General features: G+C 42.2%; 17 protein-coding genes. 13 read left to right on the forward strand and 4 right to left on the reverse strand.

The features are described from left to right. Nucleotides 1-109 precede the first annotated feature (109 nt). The 3 genes from NSQ58_RS16765 to NSQ58_RS16775 are packed head-to-tail and all read right to left on the reverse strand — an operon-like array spanning nt 110 to nt 2779. Nucleotides 110-1387 carry an MFS transporter gene (locus NSQ58_RS16765; protein WP_028541115.1) on the reverse strand — a complete coding sequence of 426 codons (1278 nt, stop codon included), beginning with the start codon at nt 1385-1387 and terminating at the stop codon, nt 110-112. Nucleotides 1388-1440: 53 nt separating this feature from the next. Next, entirely contained in the window at nt 1441-1920 is a 480-nt protein-coding gene (locus tag NSQ58_RS16770; protein WP_076295406.1) for a GNAT family N-acetyltransferase, read from the reverse strand. A 55-nt stretch (nt 1921-1975) separates the two neighbouring features. Next, nucleotides 1976-2779: an MBL fold metallo-hydrolase gene (locus tag NSQ58_RS16775; RefSeq protein ID WP_209940909.1), complete on the reverse strand. Its 804-nt coding sequence runs from the start codon at nt 2777-2779 to the stop codon at nt 1976-1978. A gap of 236 nt (nt 2780-3015) precedes the next feature. Between NSQ58_RS16775 and NSQ58_RS16780 the strand changes: the two genes are divergently transcribed. After that, nucleotides 3016-3927, forward strand: coding sequence for a LysR family transcriptional regulator (locus NSQ58_RS16780; protein ID WP_264454225.1), 912 nt, complete (start codon nt 3016-3018; stop codon nt 3925-3927). Nucleotides 3928-5234: 1307 nt separating this feature from the next. On the opposite strand, the gene NSQ58_RS16785 is transcribed toward NSQ58_RS16780, so the two are convergent. After that, nucleotides 5235-7763, reverse strand: coding sequence for a helix-turn-helix domain-containing protein (locus NSQ58_RS16785; RefSeq protein WP_209940910.1), 2529 nt, complete (start codon nt 7761-7763; stop codon nt 5235-5237). A 132-nt stretch (nt 7764-7895) separates the two neighbouring features. Between NSQ58_RS16785 and NSQ58_RS16790 the strand changes: the two genes are divergently transcribed. The 12 genes from NSQ58_RS16790 (at nt 7896) to NSQ58_RS16840 (ending at nt 18981) form a co-directional block, all read left to right on the forward strand. Continuing rightward, nucleotides 7896-8279 (forward strand): tautomerase family protein, encoded by a 384-nt coding sequence (locus tag NSQ58_RS16790; protein WP_023986848.1) that lies wholly within the window; start codon nt 7896-7898, stop codon nt 8277-8279. 49 nt (nt 8280-8328) lie between these two features. Further along, a complete protein-coding gene (locus tag NSQ58_RS16795) occupies nt 8329-8964 on the forward strand; it encodes an FMN-dependent NADH-azoreductase (protein WP_341057888.1) in 636 nt (211 codons plus the stop codon). Nucleotides 8965-9125: 161 nt separating this feature from the next. After that, nucleotides 9126-9443 (forward strand): hypothetical protein, encoded by a 318-nt coding sequence (locus NSQ58_RS16800; RefSeq protein ID WP_053324556.1) that lies wholly within the window; start codon nt 9126-9128, stop codon nt 9441-9443. A gap of 18 nt (nt 9444-9461) precedes the next feature. After that, a complete protein-coding gene (locus NSQ58_RS16805) occupies nt 9462-10145 on the forward strand; it encodes a metal-dependent hydrolase (protein ID WP_341057890.1) in 684 nt (227 codons plus the stop codon). A gap of 141 nt (nt 10146-10286) precedes the next feature. Further along, nucleotides 10287-10895, forward strand: a complete 609-nt coding sequence (locus NSQ58_RS16810; RefSeq protein WP_341058526.1) for an ATP-grasp domain-containing protein — start codon at nt 10287-10289, stop codon at nt 10893-10895. Then, on the forward strand, nt 10834-11025 hold the full coding sequence (locus tag NSQ58_RS26800; RefSeq protein WP_053324559.1) for a hypothetical protein: 192 nt from the start codon (nt 10834-10836) through the stop codon (nt 11023-11025). Before NSQ58_RS16810 ends, NSQ58_RS26800 begins: the two co-directional genes overlap by 62 nt. Nucleotides 11026-11917: 892 nt before the next feature. After that, nucleotides 11918-12616, forward strand: coding sequence for a response regulator transcription factor (locus NSQ58_RS16815; RefSeq protein WP_028541108.1), 699 nt, complete (start codon nt 11918-11920; stop codon nt 12614-12616). Nucleotides 12617-12618: 2 nt separating this feature from the next. Then, nucleotides 12619-14079: a sensor histidine kinase gene (locus NSQ58_RS16820; protein WP_341057891.1), complete on the forward strand. Its 1461-nt coding sequence runs from the start codon at nt 12619-12621 to the stop codon at nt 14077-14079. Nucleotides 14080-14082: 3 nt separating this feature from the next. Further along, entirely contained in the window at nt 14083-15228 is a 1146-nt protein-coding gene (locus tag NSQ58_RS16825) for a hypothetical protein (protein ID WP_071559361.1), read from the forward strand. A gap of 184 nt (nt 15229-15412) precedes the next feature. Further along, nucleotides 15413-17215 carry an acyltransferase family protein gene (locus tag NSQ58_RS16830; protein ID WP_341057892.1) on the forward strand — a complete coding sequence of 601 codons (1803 nt, stop codon included), beginning with the start codon at nt 15413-15415 and terminating at the stop codon, nt 17213-17215. A 27-nt stretch (nt 17216-17242) separates the two neighbouring features. Then, entirely contained in the window at nt 17243-17941 is a 699-nt protein-coding gene (locus tag NSQ58_RS16835) for an SGNH/GDSL hydrolase family protein (protein ID WP_028541104.1), read from the forward strand. 47 nt (nt 17942-17988) lie between these two features. Then, nucleotides 17989-18981 carry an LCP family protein gene (locus NSQ58_RS16840; RefSeq protein ID WP_028541103.1) on the forward strand — a complete coding sequence of 331 codons (993 nt, stop codon included), beginning with the start codon at nt 17989-17991 and terminating at the stop codon, nt 18979-18981. Nucleotides 18982-19024 lie beyond the last annotated feature (43 nt).

A 19024-nucleotide genomic window follows, 5' to 3' on the forward strand; every position in this document is an offset into this window, starting at 1 on the left:
TATTATTTTACTATCCAAAGGAATAATATAAATGGGTATGTTGGAAAGCTGATTAACTAACCAGCCAATGACCGATCTGTCTGAAAAATCCCTTCAGTTTCACTCAGTACTAGTTTCCTTTTGCTGTATTAATATTGTTTGACATGAATCCTTTTGTAATCACAGTCGCTAATAAAAAAATAAAACAAATATTTATATTAAATATAATAACTAATTTACTAAATAATGCTACACCAATACTCATACCGATAAAATTGCATAAATTATAAACACCAATACTTATTTTCTTGGATTCTTTCAGTTCCAAATCTAATAAATTATTTAAAGCAACTTGTACAACAGAAAAGGCAATGAAGCAACAAACACTTGTTAAAATGTATACTATGCCTATTTTTGAGTTAAAAATACTAATTAAATAACCTATGAAAAAAATATATAATCCTATTCTATAGAATTTTTTCACATTTTTATTAGTCATATTCTTCCCAATCCCTATACTTGCAAACCCTCCTATTAAAGCACTTATAAAAAATAGGATTCCAGACTGTATGGGATTAAAAGTATAAGAAAAAATATAAGAGAGAAGAAAAACATTTGCTCCTAGCAAAAAAAATAACAAAAAACTAAGACTAGTTATTCTAACAAAAATTGTATTATTAAATATTTTTTTATCAATAATTGGGTAAGAAACGGTATTGATATGGCGAATGAATACTAGGGAAAATAAACTACAAAAAACAATAAAAAGAAAATTAATGTTCAAGGCACATAATAAAAAGAGAATACATAATAATAAATAAAACGTCCCTAACCAATCAAATGGAGTCTTATTTTCTACCTTATTTTCTGGAAAAGTAAAATATAAAATTGGTATAAAAATTATTGCACAACTCATAAATAAAAATAACATGTGCCAATCCGTTATGGATAGAATAATACCACTCAGTAAAGGTCCTAAACCTGATCCTAAAGCCATAGCAAAGCTTATAAAAGCAAGACCTATCGGTAATAATGCTCGATCAAGTACATCTATAATTGCAACCATTGTCAGTGAAATAAAGGCTGCCCCTCCGACTCCTTGTGCCATTCTAGATAATACAAGTAAATAAAAATGATCCATAAAAAAGCCCAAGATAGAGAAAAGAACAAAGATAACTAAAGCAAATAGATATAGTTTTTTTAATTGAATGCTTTCAGCAAGCTTACTGTATATTATTGAACCTACTGTAACCATAATTGAATACCCTAAGATAAACCAACTGCTAAAAGATATAGAAATATTTAAGTCTTTAGCAATTGGTACGAGAGCTAAATTAAAAAAGAAACTATTCATTACTCCGAGTAATACAGTACTTAGTAAACAAAACAATATAATCTTATTCTTCAAAGACAAACCCTCCGTTTAACTATTCCATAAAAATAAGACCTTCTTTCCTTTTGTTATAGTTCTAATAGAAATATAATTGAATTGCGGTCAGGATAATTATATTTAATTGGCAAATCTTCTTTATCAATCTCTTTAAATCCAGCCTTTTTATAGAAACCGTGTGACCTAGTGGCTTTAGATGGGGTATCTAAAATTATCTTAGAAAAACCTTGTTTCTTAGCAAAATCAAGCAGTGCTTCATAAAGCTTTTTTCCTGTCCCAAATTCTTTACCACGGTAGTCTTTATAAACAAAAAATTTCTTTAATACAGCAACCTCCTTATTTTTCTTTTGCAAACCAATTGAACCTACGACCTCTCCGTTATCATTTAACGCTATCCAAAAATTACCGCCATCATTTATATAATTTGAATGAATGTCCAGAATGTCCGGTTGTTCTTTAAGACTAATACCCACTTCATATTCGACATTCTGTACATGCAATATTAATTTAATGACTTCTTCTTTATAACTATCATCGTAAACCGTAATCATTTATTAACTCCTCCAACCGTGTTTATTAAAAGAATGCTATTATATATACCTTTTATTAAGATTTCGCTGCTTTTGCTGCTCCCCAAAGTGCACCTGGATTAGCTCTATTTGGATAGAGTTCTAACATCTTATGGTAGAGCTCCTGTGCTGTTTCCGTTATTTCATTCAATCGGTTAAAATCTCGGATGTAATTTTGTGTCTCGGCGATAATTTTGGGATTATCTTCATTTTCGGGTTTCTTATGTCCAGCAACCACTGCACGTGGTTTTAGTACCTCAAGTTTGTCGAGCACAGCTATCCACTCAATTCGAGTTTCGTTAGTGGTTTCAGCCAAGTAAAGATGAATGTCGTTATAAGTTGCATCCCCTGAAACGATTAAATCAATTGATGGGACGTGTAGAGACGTTGTATCTCCAGTATCAGTAAACCCAGTATTCACCACGATAAGTTTTTGTCCTTCTAGCTCGAACTCACTTCCTTCAAGTTCCTGAGCGACGACTAGATCCTCAGGTATCTCACCAGGAAAGAGTTTATGCCAGAAAGATTCAGGAGATATTTGTTCTTGCATGGCTTTGACAGCACCTGGAGTTGCTATCGCTCTTGCATCAGGGAAACGATCTAAAAGCATCTTTATACCAAAGAAATGATCACCATGACCATGAGTGATATAGATTGTGGTTAAGTTTTTACCACTTTTGACAACCCAATCTACCAATGCTTGATTTTCTTTAATAGTAAGAAATGTATCAATGAGGACTGCGTCTTGTTCACCATAGATAAGCGTGACCGTATTTGCCACCCACTTCAGCAAATCTTGTCCTTCTGGTAAATCTCTACTGAGACCTTGACGCTTTGACACTAACACATCCCAGTTTAGGGGATTTTTTTTGATTTTAACTTTCGTAATGTCATTTCTCCTCCCTGACTATTTAGCGTTGTAAATACCTTAATTAAAAGGTACGTCCAGAATGGTTTTCACATAATATCCTTCTGTTTTCAAATTTCCTTAAGATTAACCCGGAACTAATTGTTAGTAAAATTGAAATTCGAGAAGTTATCCATTGATTTTTTTGATACTATAGAATTGAGATTAAATTGAAAGTTGGTGAACTGATGGAAATACGTCATTTTATTACATTTAAAAAAGTTATTCAATTTGGTAGCTTTACACAAGCAGCAGAACATTTAGGTTACACTCAATCCACGGTCACTTCTCATATTCAAGCACTTGAAGAACATTTGGGTGCACCTCTATTTGATCGGATGGGTCGAAAGGTAAGATTGACTGATATAGGCAAGAAATTATTGCACTATACTCAAGAAATTTTGGATACTTACGGGAAAATCGAAAGCATTGTAAATGATGGTGATGAAATAAGAGGCGAGTTAAGGATTGCTGCTCCTGAATCTTTAACGGTTTATCGACTTGAACCTATATTAAGAGAATATAGAAATAAGTTTCCCCATGTAAGCATCATTCTAAGTAACGCTACTTGCGGAGATAACAAGAGAGCAATACTTAATGGTAGTGCAGATATTGCATTTCTTATGATGCCAACGTTTCAGGATTCAGATTTAATCGTACATTCTTTATTGGACGAGCCTATTGTCCTTGTTGGAAGTCATGACAACCCGCTGAATGTTTTAGATCAAAGCTATGAAAACCAAAAGTTAAACGAGTGTTTGATCACGAATGAGAAAGAATGCAGTTATCGAACCATGTTTGAAGAATATCTTCGAGAAAGAGGAATCTTACTTTCCAACACGATGGAACTTTGGAGTATTGAGGCGATAAAACGTTGCGTAATGAGTGGGCTGGGTATTGCTTGTTTACCATTAATAACTGTAAATAATGAAATCAAGGATGGAAGGTTAAAGGTTATTCCTTGCAAAGGTGATCTTAAACAGATCTCAGCCCAAGTTGTTTATCATAAAAACAAGTGGATTTCCCCCGCTCTATCAAAGTTTATCGATATTACATTGAAACACACAAGAGACTGGTCATGAGAGGAAATTATTTGTTAAGGCAACCGGAGGCCTTAGTTACATTTTCTCCTCCATAATAGCAGCTTAAAGCATGAAAAATAGGCAAATGATTCAGACTCAAGCGACCCTCATTTTGAAATCTTAATACCTATAGCTAAACCATAAACGGTTTTTCTTGAAACGGGCGCTGTAATGGAGTAACGAAAAAAGTCTTATTTCCCAGCATTTATTGAAAAATCAGGCTTTTAATATGAGGATTTCCTGAACGTTGTAATTCCGCATTTTCCTGACGTTACCCCGTAAAGAAATATTAGAAAAGGTAAAGACGGGCACACAACTTTATTGTATCCGCACAGGGGGAAATAATTGTAGTTGACTCGCTAGTACACAACTTTATTGTTCGAAGAAAGTGGTGTCATATTAAATAAGAAAATTTTTAGATTAAACGAGAAAATTATCATAATTGATGTTCGAAGAAAATAAAGTTGTAGACTGGAGTTGCTGATTTTACGCGATTGTCCATTTCAAAGGTCGTCAGCTTTTGAGAAATATGTTTTTCGACTGATCCGACAAATGCAACAGCGGCAGATAAGGAAGCGAAAATAAAATCCTAGACTGGCCGCTGTTGTGGTCAACATTCAACATCGTGTCCCGTTAGCCAAATAACACTGCAGTTTGTAAGAGAGCGTCCAGCCGCTCTGGGTCTATGTTCTGCAGCGACGCCCCAATCTCATGCATGTGGCGCCTTGCTTCCTCCAGCTTGGCGACAAGCTGCTTCTTGCTCTCTGGCTGAGGAGGCGTATATTGTAGGTCGGGGTAGTACCAGCGAAGCTGTCACAGCCCGTAAAGTAAACCAGTGAAAAGTCCGGTTTTTGTTGGTATCGTAACCATAGTTCTGCTGTGCACTCGTTATTCTGGTTCAACGTGGTTTCCAAGGCGCAAATTGAATTACTTTCATCATATGAGAGGGCTCAAGAAAAAAGATTATTCGAGGTTTATATCTTTAATGCTTTATTTTCCAGTGAATCAGGATTATTAACAATTTTAGTGCGAGGTAATGACCCGTCTGTACTTCTGAAAAAACTGTTAGCGAGGGTGCACCTTCAGTGATTCCGACCTGGATCAGTTCTGGTTACCTGACTTGCGGAAACAGAATCTTTTTCAACACAACATAGGTATGCTCGTTTTGCTTAATGTTGTGTTATGGCGACTTTTGTTGTTATCAAAAAATCCCTTTGGCCACAAGCAAATGAATTTCATCACTTTGTAGTTCAAGGGGGACAGCGTATGGTTCGTCTAGTTTATCTATTCATTCGATTGGCAACCCTCTATATCTCCAAAGCGTAGGCAAGCGCTTGAGCTTGGGTCATCTCTTTCCCTTTGTTCCACCATCTATACCATTCCTGTTCCTGCAAACCCTGCTGAATGGCGCTTACACTCTTACGATGTTCGTCAGGAAAATTGGGTATGCTACCCTCATCATAGGCTTGACGACCTTTCTCGGCTGCTCCAAGAAGGATCGCTGCATCGGTCAGCGCTCCCTGAGCGCATAAGGTAATCCCTAACCCCTCAATTCCTCGGGAGAGAACCCAGGACCCTCGATATATTTGGCTTGCGGCAATGCATTTCTTGAAATATTCGATTGATTGATCCAGCTTCCCGAGTTTCAAAGCGGTATACCCAAGACATTCATAGGGACCGGACACTTCCCACTGATCCTGTACCGTTTCAAAGAGATGTACACTTTCTCTCAGCAATACGGAAGCATCATTGTATCGGTGCTGTTCCAGCCGTATTTTGCCGTATGCATGCAGAGAAGAGGCAAGATTCCATGAGTCATGAGCGCTTCTCGCCAAGTCTGCACTCTGCTGTACAACCGTTTCCGCTTCCTCGATACAATTCTGCTTAATGTGGAGAAAAGCGAGCAAACGCAGGGATGAGGCTAACAGGGAAATCTCTTGTTGTTCACGGGCAATTTCCACACTTCGTGTCGCTGCTTCCATAGCTGTTTTTGTATGGCCCTGTATAAATTGAATAATACTCAATCCATGCCACGCTTTGGCTGAATCCGTACGAAAGGCATGGCTTTCTTCTTCCGTGTACAGAAATCTCTCCAACCAAAACAACCCATCTTTCAACCTGCCTTCGTGAAGCCAGAACCAATACAGATGCGCCGCCATATGAAGACCACTAGGACGGACCTGAACACTTGAATAAGACCATTGAAGTGCAGAACGCAGATTGGCATATTCCCGTCTTACCGCCTCGATGCAGGACTCACGTTCAATGCTCCGAAATTGGGATTCAGCCTGTAGAAGGTACTTCATGTAATACCTCACATGACGCTCATAGAGAGCATCTCGCTTGCGATCATCGGATTCTTCACGGAACTTGTCACTCGCATATTCCTTGATGGCCTCCAGCAGAAAATAGCGAATGGAGCCATAGTGCGAGCTGATTTGTGTGGAGACTAGAGACTTGTTAACTAGGCTCGACAAGAGATCAACCACGTCTACCACAGTTATGCGGTCTTCCCGATCGGGTATGTCTGGTTCACAGATGCAGATTCCTTCCACCGCCTCCAGTGTGAAACCTCCTTCGAATACACTAAGCCGTCTTAATAAAAGACGTTCCCTGCCCGTAAGTAGATTATAGCTCCAGTCAATTGTTGAACGTAACGTTTGGTGCCGGGGCGTGGCTGTTCGTTTGCCTACGGTCAGCAGGGTCAGCTGATTCGTCAGACGTTCTTCAATCTGTTCCAGGGTCAGCATATTCATTCGTGCCACAGCAAGCTCAATCGCTAACGGGATGCCCCCAATTTTCTTGCATATCGAAGCAATCCGTTTCAGATGGGGAAGGGAGACCGCAAAATGGGGAGCCTGAATGCTGGCTCGTTCCAGGAACAGTTGTACGGATTCATAGTTTATCAATTCCGTTTCGGAAAGTTCATCCAGTGTGACTTCATCCACGGGAAAAGAAAGCGGAGGGATTCGGTAAACATACTCTTCTGCAATGTTAAGTGGCTCTCGACTGGTCGCCAAAATGGATAACTCTGGTGCCTCTGCCAGAAGAGACTCGGCCACCGTGGCGATGACATCAATGAGATGCTCACAATTATCGAAAATAAATAGCATATTACGGTTGATTGCCGTTTCCAGTACAACTTGTACATCGGGCTGGCTCCCTTGGTTTGACAGCCCCAGCGTGGATAAAAGAAACGGACCCACGTCATGCGCTTCACTGATTGCACCAAATTCAAACATCCAGATGCCTTGCGGAAAACGTTCCGTAAGCGTCGAAGCCAGTTCGACAGCAAGGGACGTTTTGCCGATTCCACCAGATCCAATGATGGAAACTAGCGCGTGGTGAGTTAACTGCTCCGCCAAGGCATCTCTGGATTGATGTCGTCCAACAAAGGTGGATGGCATCTTCCGTAATCGGGCTGGTGCCGTGACCGCGGTACCTCGCTTTTCTTTGCCTGTCTCCGGCTGTATAGCTTTGGTTGTCATCAGCGTATCAAACCAGGCTTTATCAAAATCCTCAAACTCGCGTCTCGTGGCTGAACGCGCTTCCGATAAACGCTTTACAGCCATCCAAAGCTGTTCAGCTTCCTGGCGAGGATCTCCCTTCAGAAACAACCCTTCTTCCCAAAAAACCTGAATAATCTGCTTGAGGTTTCCGATGCTGGGTAGACGATCTCCACTTTCCCATTGCTGTACCGTCCTTGGATCAACACCAACCCGCTTCGCCAGATCCACTTGCCGCATCTTTTTTGACGTCTCTTGTCTGGAAGGTCTTGTACGAATTTTTTTGATCCATTCATGGGGCCAATCTTTTGCGTATTTACTGTCATCCATTCAATCACCTGAATTTCATAGTTTGAGCAACTTGAACACACGAACAAACACGAACTTATGTACATTCGTGCTCTGGATTGTAGCAGATAAAATAATCCATATCAACATAAACAAAACAAGGAGGTAACACTGATGCCTTTAACTCGCATTGTTACACTGAAGGGTCGTCCGAGTAAAGAGAAAACGCAGATCGGGGAAGTTGTCTTGCAAACTGTCGTGGATAAACTGCATGTACCTGCAAACGATCGGTTTTTGATTATTGAAGAACTGGATCGCGAAAATTTGAGTTTTGATCCAACGTGTCTCGACATTGAAAGAAGTGATGGATTTCTTATCATTCAAATCACTTTGAACATCGGTCGTTCTGATGAAGTGAAAAAAGATTTTTACGCGGCACTTGCCGAGCAGTTGCATCAGAAGATTGGTATTCGTAAAGAGGATGTATTCATCAATCTTATTGAGGTTACGAAAGAAAACTGGTCGTATGGCAATGGTCTTGGTCCATTCCTCGCCTAACTCATTACCCATCATAAATTTCGTTTATATAAGAAAGGAAGTCATAACCATGTCAACATTATTATATATTACTGCTCACCCTGGTAACCCGGAAGCATCCTACAGCCTTGCTGCCGGCGAACAATTTGTACAAGCTTATCGCGAAAGCCACCCACAGGATGAGGTTATTTATGTGGATCTGTATCGACGCAACATTCCGTACATTGATGCTGACGTATTGGAAGCGTGGGGCAAGCTGCAAACGGGCGGTACGTTCAATCAACTGACAGTGGAACAGCAGCAAAAAGTAACTCAGTTAAATGAACTTCTGGAGGAGTTCGTGACCGCAGACAAATATGTGTTCGTGACACCGATGTGGAATTTCTCATATCCTCCGGTGATGAAAGCATACATTGATTCCTTCTGTGTCAGAGCTAAAACATTCAAATACACCGAAAACGGCCCGGTCGGCCTGCTCAAAAACAAAAAAGCGTTCCACATCCAAGCTAGTGGCGGCGTGTACTCCGCAGGTCCTGTCGCTGATCGGGAGAACGGCAGCCGTCACCTGAAAACCGTACTGAATTTTGTGGGAATTACTGACGTGGATCATCTATACATCGAGGGTATATCTTCAGCAGGAGAGCGTGCGCCTCAGATCAAAGCCGAAGCCATTGGACAAGCACGTACAGCAGCGCAAAACTTCTAAGCAATGATGAAGCATGTATCGTAAAACATGTTTGCATACATCTCCGGCTCACGTTTGTCATTCAAAATCTGTTCGGTACGTCTCCGCAGCTATTCAGCATACTGTTTGCCCTGAACGGACTGGGACTAATCATTCCAGGTCAGATTACAGGGCGACTGTCAGTGAGCATTAGCGGGCAAACTCTGTTTATAAGCGAAATTACGCTGGCAACTGTGAGTGGTTTAATCTTATTCATTGTGCTGATCAGTGGTGGGAGACTGTATGCCGTTTGCACCCCTCTATTTTTCACCGTTTCCAGCGTCGGTATCGTAACCACAACCGGTTTCTCCCTTGCGATGCAAAACTATGTACAAGCGGCACCTTTGACCGGCCTCGGTGGGGGTAAATCGGCCATACCCATGGGCCTAATTATTGTGTTATCCAACATGGTTGCGTTTTATATGATCTTCACCCGCAGAAAACCCGGCAACAATCAATGAATTCAAGGAGGAAGCATAATGAAGGTGACCTATCATGGACATTCTGTTGTAAAAATTGAGACCCTCGGGAAAATCATTCTGATCGATCCGTTTATTACAGGGAACGCCAATACGGACCTGGATGCATCCACGGTAAAGACGGATGTGATTCTGTTAACCCATGGGCACGGCGATCATGTGGGAGATACCGTAGAGATTGCCAAACGTAACAACGCGCTGGTTATTGCTTCGGCAGAACTGGCGGACCTGCTCGGATGGGAAGGCGTACGTACACATGCAATGAGCATCGGAGGAGCGTATACATTTGACTTTGGGAAAGTAAAATTGACACAAGCTTTTCATAGTTCAAGTTATGTATACAAAGAAACAAAAACAATTATTTATACGGGGATGCCCACGGGAATACTGTTTACCGCCGAAGGCAAAACGCTGTTTCATGCCGGGGACACAGGCCTGTTTTACGATATGAAGGTGATTGGAGAACGCAATGCAATTGACCTGGCTTTTCTACCCATCGGGGACAATCACACTATGGGTCCAGAAGACGCCGCAGTGGCTACAGAATGGCTTCAGGCCAAACAGGTTGTACCGATCCATTTCAACACGTTTCCGTTCATTAAGCAAGACCCCCATTTCTTTGTTTCGTTACTGCCGACCGGGGTAGGGGTAGTTCTTGAAGCTGGTGAGGGAATTGAACTTTAACGCTGATCATTTTGACTTTATCACGAAATAATCGGCCGAAAACAAGAAAACAAAGAAGTCCATCTTATACGATTATCAAGAGATATTTTTGATAGCCCAGTAAGGTAGGGGGGGATTTCAATTATCCGCTCTTTCGAACAGATTGAAGACGCGTTGCGTCATAGCACACAGCAGGATGAATATATATTGGATGGTACGCTGGTGATTGAGGAGTATATAGACGACGGGGAAGAATACAGCGTTGAGGTGCTGACGACTAATGGAAGGCACGAAGTGCTTGCAATCACAACCAAAGAGGTGGTAATGCCTTATTTCATAGAGGCTGGTCACCTGTTACCCGCACCTTTGAAAATGGAAGATCGAGAGGCTATTCAAGAAACGGTATGCAGTTTACTCACTTCCATTGGACATCTTGAAGGCCCCTCACATACAGAAATCAAGCTACGGCGAGGCATACCGTACATTATCGAGTCTCACACACGATACGGTGGCAATCAAATTTGGGATATGGTTCGGCTAACCACAGGCTTTAACATGCAGCGTGCTACCGTGTGTCATTTGCTCGACATTCCTTATGTGAAAGAGAAGGTGAAATATCCGTTCTGCTGCATAAAATTGTTGCTGCCACAAGTGGAAGGAAAGGTCGTCATTATGAGCGTCAATGGAGTAAACGAGGCGGAGCATATGGATGGAATCCATCGAATCCAGTTTAGATGTAGGAGAACACTCGGAGCTCGTCCCGGCGACTAGCAACAAAAACTATATAGGATATTTTTTGGGAGGGGGGAGTACCCCCGAAGAAGCAGCGGCATCGGTAGAGCATGCGCTTTCATTAATCCGAATTGAAACAGCCTCCATCCAGCAGGTTCAATCTATCTGAGCACAACTTGCACGAGACTGTTCATTTGTATCGGGTCTGCCCAAGGGCAGACTCTTTTTTTGTACAAGAAAAAGTCCATCTTATAATCGTCAGCTTGGTTTTTTTTGTGAAAATATGGTCCAAAGGTCCTTTGTTCTGAACCAATTAATAAAAATATATAAAAAAGATAGAGAATTCCTTATCAAAGATATTGGATTTTGGTACTCAATTTTATTGTTTATCGCACAAATTTTAGTTGACTCGCTAGTACACAACTTTATTGTCTGAAGAGAGGTGTCATATTTAATGAAAAAATTTTCAGATTATACGAGAAAAATCATCATAATTGACAAAGAAGAAGTTATACAAATTATTGATTGTATAAATACTCATTTTTAGAGTTGTGGATATTCTCATGAAATATGAAAATTAGGGCAGATTTAATAACTTCGAGTCAATGAGTTCTCATTAATTATGAAAATGATCCTCAAATAATGCATGTATTCTGCTGTTGTTTTCTCATTAATTATGACACCACACATGTGAGTAATTATTAGAAGAGGAATTACTGAATAAGAATTATCTGCAATTATAATTAAGATTAATTGTAGTATGCACCGAGTCTAAACGGGAGAAATATTTTGTTTAATAATTACTAGTTTGTAAGATGTCATACTTGTTGGAAACATGTGATTATATTTCCTTGAATTTATTGGATCGCTAAAGCAGCCTCCTTTTGTTTCCGAATATTTCATAGCTCTCTATGCTGTAATCAAAACCATGCGCAGTCATTTGCGCGTGGTTTTTTACGTAAAAACATTTACAATATACATTTGATTGTTTTCCCCTGAATGATTAATATAATGGACAATGTCATAAACCTGCCGTATTAAAAATAGAGATGAGGATTGCTATGAATAAAGCAAAGATTCTTATTATTGAAGATGATGCCCCGATTGCCGACTTGCTTTCGTACGGGCTTTCTATGGAGGGGTTCCAGACACGCACAGCGGCCAGCGGAGCAGCGGGAATGCATGAGTTGCAGTCGTTTCAGCCCGATTTGCTGCTGCTGGATTGGATGCTGCCTGACCAGAGCGGTCTAGATATTTGCAAAAAGGTGACTATGGACTATAACATACCGATTTGCATGATTACGGCCAAATCGGATATTACCGATAAGATTCTCGGCCTTGAATTCGGTGCCGATGATTATATTACCAAGCCTTTTGATCTGCGCGAAGTTGTTGCACGCATTCGAACCATTTTGCGCAGAGTGGAGCAGGCGAGCAGCCCGGACAGGGAAGAAGCCGCGAAAGCCGTCATTAGGTTTGAAAATATTGAAGTGATCGAAGAAGAACGGCTTGTCCAAAAAGAGGGCCGTCCCGTTGAATTGACCCCCAAGGAATTTGACCTGCTTATGATGCTGGTTAAACATCCGGGCAGAAACTTTACACGTTCCGAACTGCTTGATCTGGTATGGGGTTATCATTTTGCCGGAGATACCCGTACGGTTGATACGCATATCCAAAGACTCCGCAAAAAGCTGGATGCCACTGGATGCATTACTACCGTCTTCGGAATCGGGTACAAATTTAAAAAAATGGGTGGATAAGCATGATACGTAAAATCAGCATCAAATTTCTGATCGGTTTTTTTCTGATTTTTTCGTTTTCTTTTGTCGTGCTTAATCAGACAGTCAAGGAATTTATCCGGACAAGCAATCAGAATTTGGTTACCTCCGAATTGGTCGGACTGAAAAACAATAGCAATGTGTATGTGCGCCAGGCTTTCCTGATTAACCATTTCAGCAGCAATGAGCTGTATTTTGGAGAGATTGCCAGGGAGATAGCAACTGATCTGAACCATACCACGGACAGCAGTGTTGGCGTATATACGGTGAAAGGCAAATTGCTTTATGCCCCGGACAGCTCCTTATTTCAGCAGCAAATGCAAAGCGATCTACAGCAGGCGATTGATGGCAATACAGCGTACAGCATTACTTATGATCGTAATAAGACGACTGTCCTTTTCTCCTATCCGGTTGTTATAGACGGTTCAAAGGTGGGCATACTGCGTTTTTACAAAGATTTCAGCTCACTCTACGAACAAACCGGACAGATTCGGCAGATTACTCTCTATATTGCCTTGGCGATTTTTGCGGCAGCCTTTCTGTTTTCCTATATTCTTTCCAGGCATATTACCATCCCGCTGACCAGACTGACGCAAGCATCCACCGAGGTGAAAAACGGGAATCTGGATATCCGCCTTCATTTTAAACGCAGAGATGAAATTGGCCGACTGGCTGAAAATTTTAACGATATGATTGATCAAATTAGTAGACAGATTCATATTATTGAGAAGGACCGGGACCATTTAAAGCAACTTCACCAGCAGGAAAAGCGCTTTTTTGACAATATCACTCACGAACTGAAAACGCCGTTAACCTCCATTCTGGGATATGCAGAGCTGATCAGGCTGAACGGTGAGAAAGATCGTGCTTTTTTTGATAAAGGAATGAATCATATTATCGAGGAGAGCAGGCGCCTGCATGCGATGGTGCTAAAACTGCTGGAAGTTTCACGCAAAAATATCATGATCAATGAGCTTGATCGGGTGGATATCGGGCTGATCCTGCGGGATGTGTGTGAATCGATGACGATCCGGGCACAGCGCTATAAAAAGACCATTGAATATGAGATTAGTGAGGAATTGATCATGTTGGCCGATGGGGACAGAATTAGACAGCTGTTCATCAATTTGATAGATAATGCGATAAAATACAGTTTGCCGTTTTCGGCAGTATCGGTAAAAGCGGTGCGGTCAGAAGAAAAGATCCGCTTGATCTTCAGCAATCCAAGCGATCCGATTGAGGCAGAACATCTGTCACGCTTGTTACAACCATTTTATCCGGCTTATTCCGACAGCGCGGAAGAAGGCAGTGTAGGCTTGGGGCTCAGTATTGTGAAATCCATCGTTGAAGAATCTGCAGGTTCCATCATGATTACAAACGAGCATAATGAAACAATCGTAACGGTGGAATTTAAAGCTCTGGAAACCGCGGGGAACGGAGAATGAATAATGGGCAATAAATATAAATATTTTGTAATGCTGCTGGTCGTATCTCTTGTGGTATTGCTGCTGTCAGGATGCAGTTCAGAACCAAAAACAGAGACCGTCGTCATCACCGACAGCAATGAAGTTTCCAGTGCTGATCAAAGCTCTCGGCCGTTTCAGGTCCAAAAAATATATCGGCTTCCGGATCGTTTTGCGAATACGGGTCAGCTGCTGGGCTGGTCGTCTGCAGATGCTGTCATCGCTTCGTTCGGAGCCATGACCATACTGAAGCGAGGCACGCTGGAACGTTTAACTTATCCGTATGAGCAGAGCAAGGCCATACCCGGAATCGGCAATGTAACTTCCAATACTATACTTTCTCCCGATGGTAAATATATTTGCGAATTTTCTCGTTCTTCCTCGGAGACAACCTTAAAGCTTATTTCCTTGCAGGATGGCAAAGAAAAGGAAATAGACAGGATCAGTACCAGAAACGATTCTTATGTACAATATGTTTCCTGGTCTGCCAACAGTTCGTATATCGGCTACCTGGTAGAAAACCCGGTTGATAATGGAGCTGATAGCCTGTACATCTACGATATGGGGGCTCAAACTTCCAGCAAATATCAGTTAAAAGGTATCCTAAAGGGAGACACGCTTTTGAGTGTTAACCTTGCAAATGATGGTCGCAGCGTACTGCTGCAGTTATTTCGTGCAAAACAAGGTCAGAAAAAGGTGTTAACCATGGGGAAGGTTTCCGGGAAGAATATTGAGTTTCAATACGAGCGTCAGTTTGGTGGAGATTCAGTAGCCTGGATGAATAACGACCAGTTTGTGTTTCTCGGAACGGATAGTTCATTGTACGAATATGATCAGCGAAACGGAGAGCTCTCCGTCATTCTGGAAAAAGTGCTTGATTTTGAATTCTCGCCTGACAGGAAAAATATCGCATACACCGTGTATGATCAAAATGTCACTTACGTAGGCAAGGTGCAAGGAAGAAATATAATGTACAACGAACCGGTGTATCGCGGAATTTTGCCGACGCATATGTACTGGAATCCGAACAATAAAAGTGTACTGCTTCAAGGACAAAAGCAATTGGATTCCTCGCAGACTGCGCCAACAGATTCTCCTAGCAAGGAGTCATTGATCATTGAATTGAAATAGTGATTAGGATCGCCATATTTGTATATGTCAAAAACCTTATTTCGGTTGTTCAGCCGGAATAAGGTTTTTCTTTTTGCAACCGTTGTGACAATTTGTTTACATGTTGATCAAACTTTAGCGACATCTTTTTTCTATAGTAAATGAAGCAAGATCATTAGCCTATAAGGACAAGGAATGGACCATAGTGAATGGAAACCGGAATTTGCACCTGAATCAACCCATAAAACGTTATATGACCGGTCTGGATGGGCTAAGGGCCATCTCCGTGCTTGCTGTTATTGCTTATCATCTTCATTTCAGATGGGCAGAGGGTGGGCTGCTGGGAGTGGAGATTTTCTTCGTCCTGTCAGGATATCTAATTACGGATCAGATCCTTTTTGAATGGAGGACGCGCAGCGGTTTTTCTATTGTGCAATTCTGGATAAGACGAATGCGCAGACTACTGCCAGCAATGATCTTTATGATGACTGCAGTGGCATTGTGGTTTTTAATTACCGATTTCTCCAGACTGCAGGAATTAAGAGGGAATTTTGTATCCTCGCTTTTTTACGTAAACAACTGGTATCTCATTTTTCATCATGTTTCCTATTTTGAGAGCTTTGGCCCGCCTTCTCCAATCGGGCACCTCTGGTCGCTTTCCATTGAGGAACAGTTTTACGTAATCTGGCCGCTTGTTCTACTGATCGGTCTGTGCCTTGCACCGCGACGAGGCAGACTGATGTTATACATTCTGGGTTGCGCCGCCGTATCCGCCATAGCAATGGCCGTTATATACGAACCCGGAACCGATCCAAGCAGGGTGTATTACGGGACGGACACGCGGGCGTTTGCCATTTTAATCGGAGCGGCTCTGGCGGTAATTTGGCCCAGCTGGAGACTGAGCGACAATGTATCTTCTTCGTCCCGGACCATGCTGGATATGACTGGCGTACTGGGCATTGTAATGCTGTTTATCCTGATCGGTCAGACCAACCAGTTTGATGATTCGCTGTATCGCGGCGGTTTTCTTTATTTATCACTCATTACTGCAGTTGTTATTGCTGTACTTGTTCATCCGGCCAATCGACTGGAACGATTGCTCGGCTGCCGGCCTCTAAGCTGGATCGGTAAGCGATCTTACAGTCTGTATATATGGCATTATCCGGTCATTATTTTATCAAGTCCCGCGGTAAGTACCGAAGATGCCAGCTATATGCGCATTGCTCTGCAGGTAATGGTCAGTTTCATAATGGCGGGTCTTTCCTACAGATACATCGAAGAGCCCATCCGCCGCGGGACCTTTGGGACCAGCCTAAAATCACTCCGCAGATCAGGCGCTGGCAGCCAACTAGGTCTTGTCGTAATTGTTATCGCCATCATTCTGGTCCTGACATCATGGAAGACGGATTCATCAGATCCTGTACCCGATGCGCCAGCAACTGTAAGCCGGGAATCCGTCCAGACAGAAAAGCTGCAATCCGGCTGTTCCGCTGAAAATCATTCCGCTGAAAATACAGGCCATTCCGCAGAAGGAGAGGGGGTCACGGCGATTGGAGATTCTGTCATTCTGGATGCCGCCCCGTTTCTGGAAAAACAGCTTCCCGGTATCATCATAGATGGCAAGGTGGGACGGCAAATGTCACAGGCCGAGGATGTGCTTGATGACCTGCGGGCACAGGGCAAACTTGGCCATAAAATTATTATTGAACTCGGCACCAACGGCGTTTTTAACCAGAGTCAACTGAAGTCCTTGCTGGCTTCACTGCAGGATTCCCGGCACATTTATCTGATAACGACCAGAGTACCGAGAGGGTGGCAGAATACCGTAAATGACAATCTACGTGAAATTGCTGGTGAATTTCAAAATGTCCGGCTTATCGACTGGTATTCGGCCAGCGAAAACCGCAACGATCTGTTTTATGACGATGGTGTTCATCTGAAACCAGAAGGCGCTCAGTATTATGCCTCGTTTTTGATTGATGCTATCAAACAAGATAAAACCTACTAGCATGTTAAAGGGAAGGATGAACTAGGTATGAACAAAAAAAATGGATGGATGGTAAAAACATTAGGGGGTTTTATGGTTATCCTTATCGCTTTAGGAGCCATCGGCCTCCATATGCACGCAAAGCAAAATTCGGATGATAACGAATCACGCAGCAAGGATTCTTCTCTATACAATCTTGATGCGATGCAGCCCGCTGCACAAAAGCGTGCGGCTTCCAGCACCAGCGGAGAACAAGCTCAACCATCCGCTTCCTTAAACGGCGAGGGCGTCACGATGATTGGAGATTCGGTTACGGTCGGAATTGAGCCTTATTTAAAAGAGCAGCTTCCGAATATGACGGTTGACGGCAAGGTTGGCCGGCAGATGTCTCAAGCTATAAAAGTCATTAATGAATTGTCCGCCCAAGGCAAACTGGGAGACCAGGTCATTATCGAACTCGGCACCAACGGTCCGTTTAGCAAAGACCAACTGCGCGACGTACTGCAATCCCTTTCTGGAGCCAGACAGGTAATCTTGGTCACCACCCGGGTGCCGAAAGGCTGGCAAGACACGGCGAATGACACGATTGCACAGGTCGCTGGTGAATACAGTAACGTCAGCGTGGTGGACTGGTATTCGGCTAGTGTAGGCAAAGATGAATATTTTTATAGAGATGGCGTCCATTTAAAACCAGATGGTAGCCGATACTACACTTCACTTCTCGTAGCAGCCTTGCAAAAATCTTAAATACAGAAAGGGGCAGGGGCGTTCATCATCCAGAAAGGAAGAATGACATGACACAGAGGAAAAAGAGGATATTGACTGTAACATTGTTACTTGTGGTCGCTGCTGTAATCTTTGTCTTTTACTATTTCTTGTCCATTTACAAAGGATTAGAAGGACTTAACAAAACACCGGCAAACTCCTCGTTCATTAAAGTAAGCACCGATAATGCCGAAGCTCTGGAAGCTCCGGAGTGGGAGGGAACCGAGCCTGTCAACATTCTGCTGATGGGTGTGGATGCCCGTGGAAGTGACAAGGGCGAGGTACCCAGATCCGACAGCATGTTGGTCGTTTCATTGAATCCTGCCAATAAGCATATTCATGTATTTTCGATTCTTCGAGACACTTATACGGATATTCCCGGGTACGGCAAAAATCGAATTAATACCGCTGTTACGCATGGGCCAGATACGGCGATGAAAGCAGTCAGCGAATTGCTGGGGGTGCCTGTTCATTTTTATGTATATACGGATTTCCAGGGGTTTATTAAACTCGTGGATGCTGTAGGCGGACTCGATTTTTATGTCGAAAAGGATATGTACTATGAGAGCAAAGCCGATCAGCATGAGTATGATATTAATTTAAAGCAGGGACAGCAGCATTTCGACGGCAAAACGGCGCTTCAATATGTCCGTTTTCGTCATGATGCCATGTCCGATTATTCCAGAACAAAAAGACAGCGGCAATTGATTACGGCATTAGCCGAGAAGGTAAAAACAACGACTTCCATTATGAAGTTTCCTTCCATTCTAGAGGAAATCAGTCCGTATATCGATACCAATTTGTCAGTCTCTGATATGTGGAATTTGGCTTCGGTAGGGTATCAAAGTACATTACAGGGAAATGAACAAATACCGCCAATGAAGCTGTTAAAAGAAACCTATGTAGGCAGAGCGGCTGTTCTGGACGTAAAAAGTCGAACGGATTTGAAGCAATTTGTGCAAAGTATCATAAACTCCGACGCTTCTAACTCGATTACAGACAATCCTTCCGAACAAAAGTAGAAAACAGATTTTGAATAGGATTGGACAATATATAAAATCATCA

Origin of the sequence: Paenibacillus sp. FSL M7-0134, assembly GCF_038007865.1 — a bacterium.
GTDB classification, from domain to species: domain Bacteria; phylum Bacillota; class Bacilli; order Paenibacillales; family Paenibacillaceae; genus Paenibacillus; species Paenibacillus polymyxa_B.

Bases quoted from the DNA above. Each gene is read 5' to 3' on its own strand.
- NSQ58_RS16770 (WP_076295406.1), bottom strand. From the start codon at position 1,920: ATGATTACGGTTTACGATGATAGTTATAAAGAAGAAGTCATTAAATTA.
- NSQ58_RS16785 (WP_209940910.1), bottom strand. From the start codon at position 7,763: ATGGATGACAGTAAATACGCAAAAGATTGGCCCCATGAATGGATCAAA.
- NSQ58_RS16790 (WP_023986848.1), top strand. From the start codon at position 7,896: ATGCCTTTAACTCGCATTGTTACACTGAAGGGTCGTCCGAGTAAAGAG.
- NSQ58_RS16795 (WP_341057888.1), top strand. From the start codon at position 8,329: ATGTCAACATTATTATATATTACTGCTCACCCTGGTAACCCGGAAGCA.
- NSQ58_RS16805 (WP_341057890.1), top strand. From the start codon at position 9,462: ATGAAGGTGACCTATCATGGACATTCTGTTGTAAAAATTGAGACCCTC.
- NSQ58_RS26800 (WP_053324559.1), top strand. From the start codon at position 10,834: ATGGAATCCATCGAATCCAGTTTAGATGTAGGAGAACACTCGGAGCTC.
- NSQ58_RS16815 (WP_028541108.1), top strand. From the start codon at position 11,918: ATGAATAAAGCAAAGATTCTTATTATTGAAGATGATGCCCCGATTGCC.
- NSQ58_RS16820 (WP_341057891.1), top strand. From the start codon at position 12,619: ATGATACGTAAAATCAGCATCAAATTTCTGATCGGTTTTTTTCTGATT.
- NSQ58_RS16825 (WP_071559361.1), top strand. From the start codon at position 14,083: ATGGGCAATAAATATAAATATTTTGTAATGCTGCTGGTCGTATCTCTT.
- NSQ58_RS16835 (WP_028541104.1), top strand. From the start codon at position 17,243: ATGAACAAAAAAAATGGATGGATGGTAAAAACATTAGGGGGTTTTATG.
- NSQ58_RS16840 (WP_028541103.1), top strand. From the start codon at position 17,989: ATGACACAGAGGAAAAAGAGGATATTGACTGTAACATTGTTACTTGTG.